Annotated in this window: 15 protein-coding genes and 2 pseudogenes; 12 read left to right on the top strand and 5 right to left on the bottom strand. The window is 69.6% G+C overall.

Annotation, left to right across the window (positions count from 1 at the left end; all coding sequences use genetic code 11):
* Nucleotides 1-186: integrase core domain-containing protein (locus ACZ6IM_RS41685; protein ID WP_469564429.1), on the top strand; the 186-nt coding region annotated here is incomplete at its 5' end.
* A 332-nt stretch (nt 187-518) separates the two neighbouring features.
* Here ACZ6IM_RS41685 and ACZ6IM_RS41680 read toward each other — a convergent pair.
* A pseudogene (locus ACZ6IM_RS41680) lies at nt 519-1,172 on the bottom strand (DUF2637 domain-containing protein); the annotation flags it as partial.
* A gap of 509 nt (nt 1,173-1,681) precedes the next feature.
* On the opposite strand from ACZ6IM_RS41680, the gene ACZ6IM_RS41675 reads away from it, so the two are divergent.
* From ACZ6IM_RS41675 to ACZ6IM_RS41660, 4 genes are all read left to right on the top strand, one after another.
* Complete coding sequence (locus ACZ6IM_RS41675) at nt 1,682-1,921, top strand: antitoxin MazE7 (RefSeq protein WP_319218292.1); 240 nt, start codon at nt 1,682-1,684, stop codon at nt 1,919-1,921.
* Nucleotides 1,922-2,011: 90 nt separating this feature from the next.
* Nucleotides 2,012-2,305 (top strand): toxin Doc, encoded by a 294-nt coding sequence (locus ACZ6IM_RS41670; RefSeq protein WP_319218290.1) that lies wholly within the window; start codon nt 2,012-2,014, stop codon nt 2,303-2,305.
* A gap of 58 nt (nt 2,306-2,363) precedes the next feature.
* Entirely contained in the window at nt 2,364-3,077 is a 714-nt protein-coding gene (locus ACZ6IM_RS41665; RefSeq protein ID WP_319218288.1) for an NAD-dependent epimerase/dehydratase family protein, read from the top strand.
* Nucleotides 2,993-3,394 carry a hypothetical protein gene (locus ACZ6IM_RS41660; RefSeq protein ID WP_319218286.1) on the top strand — a complete coding sequence of 134 codons (402 nt, stop codon included), beginning with the start codon at nt 2,993-2,995 and terminating at the stop codon, nt 3,392-3,394. The genes ACZ6IM_RS41665 and ACZ6IM_RS41660 overlap by 85 nt, the downstream gene beginning before the upstream one ends.
* 3 nt (nt 3,395-3,397) lie before the next feature.
* Here ACZ6IM_RS41660 and ACZ6IM_RS41655 read toward each other — a convergent pair whose 3' ends face one another.
* Together ACZ6IM_RS41655 and ACZ6IM_RS41650 are read right to left on the bottom strand one after the other, a co-directional pair.
* Nucleotides 3,398-3,709, bottom strand: a complete 312-nt coding sequence (locus ACZ6IM_RS41655; RefSeq protein WP_469564424.1) for a hypothetical protein — start codon at nt 3,707-3,709, stop codon at nt 3,398-3,400.
* Nucleotides 3,706-4,368 carry a TetR/AcrR family transcriptional regulator gene (locus tag ACZ6IM_RS41650; RefSeq protein WP_319218282.1) on the bottom strand — a complete coding sequence of 221 codons (663 nt, stop codon included), beginning with the start codon at nt 4,366-4,368 and terminating at the stop codon, nt 3,706-3,708. The genes ACZ6IM_RS41655 and ACZ6IM_RS41650 overlap by 4 nt, the downstream gene beginning before the upstream one ends.
* Before the next feature lie 146 nt (nt 4,369-4,514).
* On the opposite strand from ACZ6IM_RS41650, the gene ACZ6IM_RS41645 reads away from it, so the two are divergent.
* The 7 genes from ACZ6IM_RS41645 (at nt 4,515) to ACZ6IM_RS41615 (ending at nt 9,888) form a co-directional block, all read left to right on the top strand.
* A complete protein-coding gene (locus ACZ6IM_RS41645; protein ID WP_319349735.1) occupies nt 4,515-5,261 on the top strand; it encodes an SRPBCC family protein in 747 nt (248 codons plus the stop codon).
* 44 nt (nt 5,262-5,305) lie between these two features.
* Nucleotides 5,306-5,740, top strand: coding sequence for an ester cyclase (locus ACZ6IM_RS41640; RefSeq protein ID WP_319218911.1), 435 nt, complete (start codon nt 5,306-5,308; stop codon nt 5,738-5,740).
* Nucleotides 5,741-6,048: 308 nt separating this feature from the next.
* Nucleotides 6,049-6,444, top strand: a complete 396-nt coding sequence (locus tag ACZ6IM_RS41635; protein ID WP_319349734.1) for a cupin domain-containing protein — start codon at nt 6,049-6,051, stop codon at nt 6,442-6,444.
* 173 nt (nt 6,445-6,617) lie between these two features.
* Complete coding sequence (locus tag ACZ6IM_RS41630) at nt 6,618-7,664, top strand: medium chain dehydrogenase/reductase family protein (protein ID WP_319218915.1); 1,047 nt, start codon at nt 6,618-6,620, stop codon at nt 7,662-7,664.
* Between the two features lie 107 nt (nt 7,665-7,771).
* Complete coding sequence (locus tag ACZ6IM_RS41625; RefSeq protein WP_319217788.1) at nt 7,772-8,386, top strand: ABC transporter permease; 615 nt, start codon at nt 7,772-7,774, stop codon at nt 8,384-8,386.
* 78 nt (nt 8,387-8,464) lie between these two features.
* Nucleotides 8,465-9,193 carry an SRPBCC family protein gene (locus ACZ6IM_RS41620; RefSeq protein WP_319217784.1) on the top strand — a complete coding sequence of 243 codons (729 nt, stop codon included), beginning with the start codon at nt 8,465-8,467 and terminating at the stop codon, nt 9,191-9,193.
* Nucleotides 9,194-9,207: 14 nt separating this feature from the next.
* The gene (locus ACZ6IM_RS41615) at nt 9,208-9,888 is read left to right on the top strand and encodes a TetR/AcrR family transcriptional regulator (RefSeq protein ID WP_319217782.1); all 681 of its coding nucleotides are present in this window, start codon (nt 9,208-9,210) and stop codon (nt 9,886-9,888) included.
* A gap of 84 nt (nt 9,889-9,972) precedes the next feature.
* Here ACZ6IM_RS41615 and ACZ6IM_RS41610 read toward each other — a convergent pair.
* Together ACZ6IM_RS41610 and ACZ6IM_RS41605 are read right to left on the bottom strand one after the other, a co-directional pair.
* Nucleotides 9,973-10,652 (bottom strand): annotated as a pseudogene (locus ACZ6IM_RS41610) (winged helix-turn-helix domain-containing protein); the annotation flags it as partial.
* A 52-nt stretch (nt 10,653-10,704) separates the two neighbouring features.
* Nucleotides 10,705-11,501 (bottom strand): IS5 family transposase gene (locus ACZ6IM_RS41605; RefSeq protein ID WP_398918891.1). Its coding sequence is split into 2 segments (ribosomal slippage): nt 10,705-11,156 and nt 11,156-11,501, totalling 798 coding nucleotides; the frame shifts between segments, so codons are not numbered across the junction.
* Nucleotides 11,502-11,645 lie beyond the last annotated feature (144 nt).

Raw genomic sequence — 11,645 nt, 5'->3', positions numbered from 1 at the left:
TTCAAACGCGAGACCCTGCAAGGACGAAAGAGCTGGCCCAACGAGCGCGAGGCCCGACTCGACGCCTTCCGATGGCTCCACCGCTACAACACCCGACGCCGACACTCCCGCCTCGGACAACGATCACCGATCGCCTTCGAGGACGCCCTCCAACTCACACCAACTACGCTGGCACAAGCTGCATAACCCGTGTCCAGAATTCGGGGTCAAGGCCCCCTGATCCTCGGTGAGGGGGTTGCCTGCCGCTGTCGTGATGCCGTACACGTCCCGCAGCAAGCCCACTGCAGCGGGGTCGGCTCGAACCGGTAGCGCGCAAGGAACGTCTGGTAAGCGTCGGCGAAGCGTTCAGCGTCCTTTCCGGAGCCGACCGCTGCGCCGCCCGGCCGCTGCGGCACCGCCACCTGTGCCGGACGTGCCTGCGCGATCTCCGCCGGCGTCGGCCCGTCGTCCAGTGCTGCGTTGGGCGTGGTGTCACCGGCCTCGTCGGCGCGTACCGGGATTCGTTCGACGGTGAAGAGGGCCGCGGGTTCCTCGATGCCCGCGGCCGCCAGGCCGGAGGGGGCGGTCTGGGCGAGGGGGACGCCGTAGCGGGCCAGTCGCAGCGGCATCAGGGACTCCACGGGCGCCTTGCGGCGCCAGGCGCGGCCGAAGCGGGAGCGCAGCCGGGCCTGGTAGACCAGCCGCTCCTGCTCCAGCTTGATGACCTGCTCGTAGGAGCGCAGCTCCCACAGCTTCATGCGGCGCCACAGCAGGAACGTCGGCACCGGTGAGAGCAGCCAGCGGGTGAGGCGGACGCCCTCCATGTGCTTGTCGGCGGTGATGTCGGCGATCCGGCCGATCGCGTGCCGGGCGGCCTCCACCGACACCACGAACAGGATCGGGATCACGCCGTGCATGCCCACGCCCAGCGGGTCGGGCCAGGCCGCCGCGCCGTTGAACGCGATCGTCGCCGCCGTCAGCAGCCACGCCGTCTGGCGCAGCAGCGGGAAGGGGATGCGGATCCAGGTCAGCAGCAGGTCGAGGGCGAGCAGCACGCAGATGCCCGCGTCGATGCCGATCGGGAAGACGTAGCTGAAGTTCCCGAAGCCCTTCTTCAGGGCCAGTTCGCGCACCGCCGCGTACGACCCCGCGAAGCCGATGTCGGCGATGATGACGGCACCGAAGACGACCATGCCGATGAGGACGCGGTGCGTCCGGGTCAGCTGAGGCACGACTGAGCAGATCTCAACCCTGCCACGTCGTGTCACGCCTTGTGACCTCTGGGACACAACTGAGACCGCTCGCCAGGTCACTCGCCGGCACGGGCCCCTCACTCCTCCGGACTTTCCCAGCGGCACCAACCGGAGAGTGAAGGTAGTCTCGCAGTGCCTTGCGCGTTGACAGGCCGGGTAAGGCAGGGGCGGCCCTGGGTACCGTTGCGCCCTGGTCAAGGGGCCGCTCGTAGACTCCGACCCCTCTCACCGCCGGCGTACGCCGCCGAGCAACGCCGATCCCTGTCCCGCTCGCCCAAGGCAACACGGCAACCACCAGCCCGACGGGGCCAGCAAGAATGACCCGCTGGACCGCCGTGCGGCTGTGATCTCTTCGAGCACCCGTTCACGGTTGAACCGTAAACGCACAGGTCAAGACCAAATTCTCGAGGGGCTGGTACTCACTCGCTCCCGCACGGCATACTCGATGCATGGCTGGCATCGAAATCGACGACAGCACTGTGGCCACGCTGCAGGCTCTGGCTGACGACGTTGGACTTCCCCTGGAGACCTACCTCACTCAGGTGGCGGAAGAGAAGCAGCACGAGCGCGCGCTGGCCAAGGGCGCCGAGACGTTCCGCCGGGTGATCTCCGACCCGGAGACCGTCGCCGCATTCGATGCCGAATACGGCGGTCCCGAGCAGGTGGCGCGCGCCCCGCGGGCGGCCTGACCTGTGCCTGCCGAGTATTACGTCGACTACCGGTGGTTCCTGGAGCGTCAGGAGTAACTGCTGGATGACCTCGCGGTCAACGACTACTCCGTGTTCGTCGGGTTGGCGGCCCGCCACAAGGTCGACCCGCCCCGACACGACCAGCACCGCCCTGACGCTTTCTGGCGGGCGGCGGTGATGCTGGAGGAGTGCGTGATACTGCGGCCGCTGCCGACCCGCAACGAGCTGTACGGGTACACCGTGGCTCTCGCCTACCAGTCCATGCACGAGGAGCAGGTGAACACGAAGTTCGAGTTGTGGCGCGAGCTGATCGCTGACATCCGCGCGCTGCGCCTGGACTCGTACGGTATCGCCGAGCGGCTGCGCTCCTGGCGTCTGGCCTGACCCCGGGTCGGGAGAGGGGCACTGGCCTGCGGTCTCACCTTCCGGCAGGGTCACGGCCATGAGAGTCCTCGTACTTGGCGGAAGATGGTTCCTCGGCCGTGCAGTTGCGCAGGATGCGCTCGCTCGCGGGTGGGAGGTGACCGTCTTCAACCGCGGCCGGTGCGGGACCGTGCCGGAGGGCGCCCAGACGGTACGCGGTGACCGTACCGTCGCCGCGGACCTGGCGCGGTTGGCCAGTGAAGGGCCGTGGGACGCCGTGGTGGACACCTCGGCGTCCGAGATGGCGCCGCGCGACGTCCTCGCTGGCGCCCGCGCACTCGAGCCGGTCGCCGGCCGGTACGTCTATGTCTCCACCGTGAACGCCTACCGGGGCTGGCCGAACGATCCGCTGACCGAGGACTCGGAAGTCCTGGACTGCCCGCCGGACGCCGACGTGGACTACGGTCGGCTCCCGGACGACTGGGACGGGCCGGACTGGTACTACGGTAGGCAGAAGGCGGGCGCCGAACGGGCGACCGCCACGGCGTTCGGTGACGACCGGGCCGTGATCCTCCGGCCAGGCTCATCCTCGGACCCGGCGAGTATGTCGGTCGGCTCCTGTGGTGGCTCAGTCGCGCCGCCCGCGGCGGTCGGATGCTCACTCCGGGCGCGCCGGACAAGCCCGTCCAGCCCATCGACGTGCGAGACGTGGCTGCATTCGCGCTCGATCAGGCCGCCGCCGAGACGGGCGGGGCGTACAACTGCGTGGCGCCGATCGGCCGCGACACGATGAGCGACCTCCTCACCGCCTGCGTGCTTGTCGTCGGCGGAGACGCTCAACTGGCTTGGGCGCCGGACAAGCTGCTCCTGGACCAGGGCGTGAAGCAGTGGACCGAGCTGCCGTTGTGGCGCACGCACGCCGGCGTGTGGAAGATCGAGTCAACGCGAGCGCAGGCAGCTGGGCTGGTGTGCCGGCCCCTGGCGGACACCGTCGCCGACACCTGGACGTGGCTCCGGGACGGCGGCACGCCCGTGGAACATCCGCGCTGGGCCGAGCACGGGATCACACCGGAGAAGGAAGCCGTGGTCCTGGCCGCGCTCGGCCGGTAGCCGTCAGGCTTCGATCGCGAGCGGGTTCGCGGCGCCGAGCCGGCGGGCCGGGGAGAGGGCACTGAAGCCCTCGATCTGCTCAGCCAGGGCGAGCGCCGCGGGCGCGCCGCGGAAATCGGGGCGGGTCAGTTCGATGCGGGCCGCGGTCAGCCGCTCCATCATCCCCGAGCCGCGCCAGCTCGGGGGTACCTGGAAGACGGGCGTCAGGCTCGCCGTCGGCGCGGGAAGCCCTGCGGTTGCGGGCGGTGGCCGGGGGCGGCCCAGTCGCCCGGCCGCAGCCACAGCCACAGCCACAGCCACAGCCACGATGGTCATGCCTCGTTCAGCTTGGCGACCCTCGTGATGATGGCGTCGGCGATGCTCGCCTCAGGCCACGGGAAGATGCGAATGGCGGCGTGCTGGTGGGCGAGGCCGTGCAGGCAGACCCAGAGGGTGACGGCGTCCAGGTATGGATCGGCGACCGATGACTGTCCCGAGGCGACACATTCGGCGAGGACTTCGGCGAGGAGCTGCATGGCGGCTGCGCCGAGTGTGGTGAGCTCTTCCTCTGTCAGTGAGCTGTCACCCAGGGTCGGCATCCACAGGCCGCCGAACATGGTGCGGTAGCGCGCGGGGTGGTCCTGCGCGTAGCCGAGGTAGGCGCGGCACAGGGTGTACAGCCGGTCCCGCGGATCGTCGTCGGCCCCGTCCAGGGCGGCGCGCAGGTGGGTTTCGAGGGCGGCGAACTCTTGGCGCACGACGGCCAGCATGATGGCCGGCTGGTCGGGGAAGTGCGGATAGATCGACGGGGCGGCGATGCCGACCTTGCGAGCGACGGACCGCAAGGTGATGGTCCGTTCGTCGCCGGTCTCGTCCAGCAGTGCGGCGGCGGCGTCGACGATGTCCTCCCGCAGGCGGCCGCCCTCGCCGCGCCGGTTACGTACACGTCCGGCGCGCTTCGATGTGTCCTGGCTCGTCACGTCGGTCTCTTTCATCCTCGTAACCTTACGCGCAAAAGTTTATCGGCATAACCTCTTGCCTACCATCGCTTTACACACGTAGCCTTACTGTCGTAAGTTCGAGATCGGGAGACGCGGACCACAAGGACAACGCCGCGTTAGGATCGCGCGTCGTCCGGCAGTTGCGGCCGGTCGACGCGCGCGGGGCCCGTCAAAGGAACCCGACCAGGTCGCCGTCGCCGCCGTACACCGGCTCCGGCACGCTCCAATCCCCCACCCGCTCCCGCCTTGGCACGCGCTTCGCGGCGCTCACCCTCTCCCTCGCCGCTGCCGGCGGCGTGCTCGCGGCCACCGCCACGTCGGCCCAGGCCGACTCCGGCCCGGCGCACGCAGAGCGTCACCACGGCCGCGACGGCGTCGTCGAATGCCGCGGGCAGGGCACCGACCCCGACGCCCGCGTGCGCTACGGAACCGAGATCCTGATCCACGCCCCGCTGAGCACCGTCTTCAGGACCCAGACGGACGTGGAGCGCTGGCCCGCCTGGCAGGATGCCGTCCTCACCAGTGAGCGGCTCAGCTCCGGTCCTCTGCGGGCCGGTTCGGTCTTCCGGTGGACCACTCCGGTGCCCGCCACCCCCGCGACGCCCGCCACCACCCTGGCGGTCACCTCCACCGTCCAGCAGCTCCAGCGCGACAACTGTGCCCGCTGGGCCGGGCCTGCGACCGGCGGGGGGATCCACATCGACGAGGGCGTCCACGTGTGGACCTTCACCAAGGTCAAGGGCGGCACCCTTGTCCGTACCGAGGAGACCTGGACCGGCGACCAGGCCGAGGCCGACGTCGACCTTTCGGCCCAGGCGCTCGGCGCGGGCCTGGAGGTCTGGGTGCGGGACCTCAAGGCCGCCGCCGAAGCCCGCACCGGTTGCTGACCCCGCCCTTCTGGTTACTTACGCGCACTACGAGAGGAACTCCTATGGCCGCCGACCGCACCCCGGACGCCAAGTCCCTGTTCGAGGCCTGGCTTCAGCTCTGGAACGGTGACCTGTCCCTCGCCCCCGAGGTCGCCTCGGACGACTTCCAGGTGCACAGCGACATGATCGACGGCAGTGACAGCCGTGCCATCCGCCGTGCCCAGGAACTGGCGGAGTTCGTCCGCGCCGACCGGTCGCACACCCCGGATCTGAAGTTCGCCATCGAGGTTCCGCCGCTGTTCGACGGCGACCATCTGTCGGTGCGCTGGACGGCCACAGGTACTTATGACGGCAGCTTCCCCGGCGCCAAGGCTCCGGCCGGGACCGTGGTGACCTTCACCGGAACCGACACTCTCCGTATACGGGACGGCTGGTTCGTCGAGTACTGGCTCAACGCGGACGGCCTGCACATGCTCCGGCAGCTCCAGGTCGCCTAGAGCCCCCGGCCGGACATCCGGGCCGACGACGAGCAGCCGGACGGTGACGTGCACCGCCGGCCGGCTCAGTCGTATGCGGCAGGCCGCACGACCCCGTTCCACGATCACCGCCGGACGTCCGGACTCAAGGGCGGGCCAGGCTCGGATGCCCGGCCCGTCCGCCCACCCAAAACCCCGAAGGGCGACCAATGAGTCACTTCCCGTCCCTGTCCATCAATCCGGCGCATCCCGATCGGCAGTACGCGCTCGGCCAGTAACTGCGGATATCCATCCTGACGTCGGCCGAGGAGACCGGCGGCCATTACGACGTGTCGGACTCCTTCATGCCCGCCGGTGCCACCACGCCGCTGCACGCCCGCACCCGGTACGAGGAGCAGCTCTGGGTCTCCTCCGGATCGCTGACCGTATGGGCGGGCGAGGACAAGGTGACTCTGCGCTCGGGCGACTTCTACACCATCCCCCTGCACATGCCGCACGCCATCGCATCCGGCCCGGACGGGACCCGTGCCCTCAACATCTCCTCGCCCGCCGGTTTCGCGGAACTGATCGCCCGCACCGCCACCCCACTGCACCTCGCGACCGAGGCGACCGCGCTCGACGTGGAGCTGTTCAACGCGGTGGGCGCGGAGATGGGCGACATTATCCTCGGCCCGCCCGGCGCCACCCCCACCGACCTGCCTCCAGGGCACCCGGCACACCCCTGAGAAGCGGGCTCGGGCAAGAGGGCGAGACCGGGTCGCACCGGTCACGTCCCCTTCGCCCCCCCCCGACGCGAACTTACGGCCGTAAGGTTATTGCCGTAACCCCTTGCCGCGCTTGACCTAACACCTATAGCCTTACGTGTGTAAACAAGCAGCGGGAAACCAAGGAGTACGCCATGAGCGGCACCACCACCGTCACCGCGACCGAGATCGTCCTGCCCGGCAAGGTGGAGCCCGAAGGGCTGGAGCTGCGGAACCGTGAGCTGCCGGCGCCGGGCAAGGGGCAGGTGGTGCTGCGGATGGAGGCGACCGGTGTCTGCTTCGCCGAACAGCAGATGCGTCGCGGCAAGTACTACGACCAGCCACCCTTCCCCTTCGTCCCGGGCTACGACCTGGTCGGCACCGTCACCGCCGTCGGCCCGGAAACCGACGCCGCACTGATCGGACGCCGGTTCGCCGCGATCACCAAAGTCGGCGCCTGGGCCAGTCACCTGCTCGTCGACGCCGCCGACCTGATGCCCGTACCCGACGGCATCGACGCAGCCGCCGCCGAGACCGTCATCGTCAACGGCGTCACCGCCTGGCAGATGCTCCACCGCACCGCCAAGGTCCGCACCGGCCAGACCATCGTCGTCCTCGGCGCCAACGGCGGCGTCGGCTCCACCCTCGTCCAGCTCGCGGCGCACGCGGGTATCACCGTCATCGGCACTGCCGCGCCCCGTCACCACGATACGCTGCGGAGGCTCGGTGTCGCCCCGGTCGACTACCGCGACCCCGACATGTACGCCCGCATCCGCGAGATCGCCCCCGACGGCGTGGACGCGGTCTTCGACCACGTCGGCGGTGCGGCCGTCGAGGACTCCTGGCGGCTCCTGCGCCGCGGCGGCACCCTCGTCTCCTACGGCACCGCCGCCTCCAAGAACGAGGAGGGCAGCTCCCAGCTCCCCGTGCTGAAGCTGTTCGCCCGCCTCAACGCCTGGAACGCCCTGCCCAACGGCAGGAGCGCCCACTTCTACAACCTCTGGGCCGGCAAGCGCCGCTGCCAGAAGACCTGGCAGCAGCGGATGACCGAGGACCTCACCCAGGTCCTGCGGCTGGTCGTCGACGGCTCCCTCGTCCCGCAGATCGCCGCGGAGTTCTCCCTGGCCGACACCGTCGAGGCCCTGCGACTCGCCGAGTCCCGCACCGTCGCCGGCAAGGTCGTCATCGTCCCCGAGATGTGACACCCACAGCGAGGCCCCAGCTCCACCGGCCCTTCAGCACTGCTTCAGCTCCACACACGCGCGCCGCCCGCCCCCGCTCCACCCACACGCCCCCGGAGGCAACCGTCATGTCCCTCGCCGCCAACGTCGCCCCAGCCCCCGTCGAGCCGAACGCTACGGCCCGCACCACGACTGGCGACGTCGACAACCTCGCCACCTACATCAGTTTCGGCCTCGCCTACCTCCTCGGTCACGGCTCCGCCGCCCTCTCCCAGGGCGACCACCCCGTCCTCGACCTCCCCGGCTGGCTGCCGATGACCCTGCTCGGCGCCGGACTCGCCGTCGGCACCGTCCAGGCCACCCGCGCCGCCCTGCGCGCACAGCGGGCCACCACCGACCCGGACGCCGTCCGCACCGGACAACTCCTCGGAGCCCTTTGGGTCACCGCGTTCGCCGCGCTCTTCCTCGCCATCACCGGCCTCGCCGCCGCCGTGGACCACCCCGACGTCCAGACCCTACTCTGGCCCACCGGTTCCGGCTTCGTCGTCGGCCTCATCTACGTCGCCGAGGGAGCCGTCCGCCGCAACACGCTCCACTACGCCCTCGGCACCTGGCTCGCCCTCACCTCCACCGCCGCCCTCCTTCTCGGCAACCCGGGCTTCTACTGGGTCCTCACCCTCACCGGCGGCGGCGCCTACGCCCTCGCCACCCTCCTCGAACGCCGCCGCCTGAACCTGCGCTGAACCCGCCCGACCTGCCACCAAGCGCAACAGCACACACCACCACTGAGCAGCGCCCACCGCCAAGAAGGCACCAACCCGATGAACACGCGACACCGTGGCCTGCGGACACTGGCCGTCACCGCGATCGCCACGGCGACGGCCCTGTCCGCACTGGCCCTGGCCTCCGCGCACGAGGCCCGGCCCGGTACCAGTACGCGGACCCTCCAGGAATGCCAGGGCGCCACCGTCGACCAGGACGCGCCGGTCATCGCCCGCGCCAGCGTCGTGATCAAGGCGCCCGTGCACACGATCTGGGACCTGCACACCGACATCGACGCGTGGGACGCCTGGAGCCCCGAGATCACCCCGGCCCAGAAGAAGACATCGGGACCGCTGCGACCGGGCACGGTCTTCGACTGGTCCCCGCAGGGCATGAAGGTGACCTCCACGGTGACCCAGGTCGACCGGAACCGGTGCACCGCCTGGGCCGCACCCGTCAACGGCATCGACGGCGTGCACCTGTTCACGTTCCAGAAGGTCAGGGGCGGCGTACTGGCCACCACCGAGGAGTCCTGGGCGGTGCCCCCGCCGAGGCCGACATACCCGGCAACCAGGCGGCCCTCGAAACCGGTCTCGTCGACTGGGTCAACCGACTCAAGACCACCGCCGAGGAGGCTGACAGCGACTGCACGAACCACAAGGACAAGTAACACCAGACGCCACTGGCGATACAGCCGAAGCGGCAGGGCCCCTGCCCCGCGGCGCGCTGGCCCTTCACAAGCCGGCGCACCGCGGGGAGCAGAGGAATCGGTAACCGTCGACTCATGAGGAGAGGTGGCGAGGTGAAGAGAACCACGTCAGTAGCGCAGCCGGCCCCCGCGAAGCCGACCCGGGTCCGTACCCCCAACCGCCGCGGCGAGGGCGGGCACCTGCGCGAGGAGATCATCGACGCGGCGGTGGCCCTGCTCGACGAGACCGGCGGCCAGCACGTCGTCACCCTGCGCTCGATCGCACGCCGGGTCGGTATCGCCACCCCCTCGATCTACCTGCACTTCCCCGACCAGCCAGCCGTCATGCTGGCCGCTCTACAGCGAGAGTTCGCCGGCCTCGAGGCAGTGCTGCGCGCGGCGGTCGACCAGGCCGGTGACGACCCGCGGCGACGCCTGCTGGCCGTCTGCGAGACCTACCTCGACTTCGCCGTACGCCACCCCCAGCGCTACCGCACGATGTTCGGCGGCCTGTGGACACCGGCACTCGCAGACAACTCACCGACCGGGACCGACCTCGCCAGGCTCGGCGCCGCGTCCATGCTGATACTCGTCGAAGTCCTCGATGACTGCGTCGCTGCCGGAGTCGTCACCAGTGCCGACGTACCCGCCGACGCGACGGCGCTCCGGGCCGGCCTGCACGGCCTGGCCCACCAGCGCATCGTCTCCCCCTCCTACCCCTGGCCCGCGGACATCCCCGAGCGCGTCATCCTCCCGCTCACCGGCCTGAACACGATCCAACCAGCACACTCCTGACCTCAGCCCGCCCTGCTCCGCGATCTCGCGCCAGGACGCGAGATGATCAGCCGCTCGCGGAAGAAGTATGAGCTCAGCACAGAGCCGCCGTGGAACGCGCCGCCCAGCGCGGGCATGCGGACGGAGCCCTTTTCGATGCCGTCGGCCAAAACGGCACGTACGGCCGCAGACAGTTCCCCGATGCGGCGGCACTCCGATACGGGACCAGGTACGGTGCCTTGGGCGGGCGGAGTGCCTGGCCCGACTCGTCCTCGAACACCAGCCACGCGTCCTGCTCCCTCACCTTCTTTCCACCCGCGCCCAGGTCTCCTCCCGCCACGCGCGTACCTGCTCCTCGTCCCGTTCGGCGGCGCGGTGCACGGGCACCTGGACGGAAAAGCGCATCTGCCGCAGGATCCGGGACAGCTACGGCCGGCTGAAGCGCACATGGAAGCGACGGGCGATGAGCACCAGACCTTCGCGAGCGTCCACCGCTGGTCCTCCGCCCAGCCGTGCGCGTCCGGCCCCTGCTCCAACGTCCGAGCCAGCCACGCCCGCCAGGCTGGCTTCATCCGCGACGCCACCCCCGAGGGTCCCTCGGAACGCAGAGCGTCTCCGCCGCCCTCCCGCCAGGCGGCGTGCCAGGCATACGCGGACTTCCGCGATACCCGTAACGCCCGCGGCGGCCTTATCCCGGCCACAAACATCTCAGCGGCCTGCAACCGCACCCGCTCCCGCCGGGCCCGCTCCACCGCGGTCAGGCCACCCCCATCGGGATACCTCATGCCACCGGACTACACCGACCCACGGCCGCCTCGTCACCCCTAAGAGGTGATCTCATTTGGCGAGCCTTCGGTAGCAGATCAGGGTGCATGCGAGGCTCGTGAAGGCGAGGAAGTGCTCGGCTTTGCGCTCGTAGCGACGATGGAGACGACGGCATCCGGCGAGCCAGGCCATCGTGCGTTCAATGGTCCAACGGTGCCGACCGAGCCGCTGCGAGGTCTCGACTCCCTTGCGGGCTATGCGATGCTGGATGCCCCTCTGGGATAGCCATCGCCGCAGGTGGGAGTAGTCGTAACCCTTATCGGCGTGCAGTTTGCCGGGCTTGCGCCGACGGGGACCTCTCCGGGATCGGACCGGCGGTATGCCCTTCACGAGCGGGATCAGGGCCTGGCTGTCATGGACGTTGGCACCAGAGATGCCGACAGACAGGGGCAGACCGGTCTGCTCGGTGATCAGGTGGATCTTCGAGCCGTACTTGCCCCGGTCGACAGCATTCGGACCCGTCAACTCCCCTTTTTCAGGGCCCGCATGTTCACCGAGTCGATGGCACAGCGAGACCAGTCCAGGTCGCCGCGGGCTCCGAGTTCGTCAAGGACCAGGCGGTGCAGCTTGGCCCAAATGCGAGCCTTCGTCCACTCGGTGAACCGGCGGTGCGCTGTCGCTCCGGACGGTCCGAACGACGACTTCGGCAACTGCTGCCACGTGCAGCCCGATGTCGCTACGAACACGATCGCCGCCAGGACCTCACGGTCGCCGTGCCGGCGACGGCCGCCACCCTGAGGCCGCGATGGCGCCTCCGGCACGACCCGCTGGAACAGTTCCCACAGCTCGTCCGGCACCAGCCGCTCAATGATCCCCACCACAGCCGACAGCCTACTCAACCAAATGAGATGATCTCTTAGTGAGCGTTTGATTCTGGTATTGGGTGGTTCATGGTGAATTCCAGGAGCCAGATCGAGCGCTCAGCGAAGCGATTCGCCGGAAACACGGCTTCT

The organism is Streptomyces sp. NPDC042336, from assembly GCF_055581985.1.
Note: the sequence above shows the minus strand (reverse complement) of the source record. Positions and strands in the feature narration are given on the sequence as shown.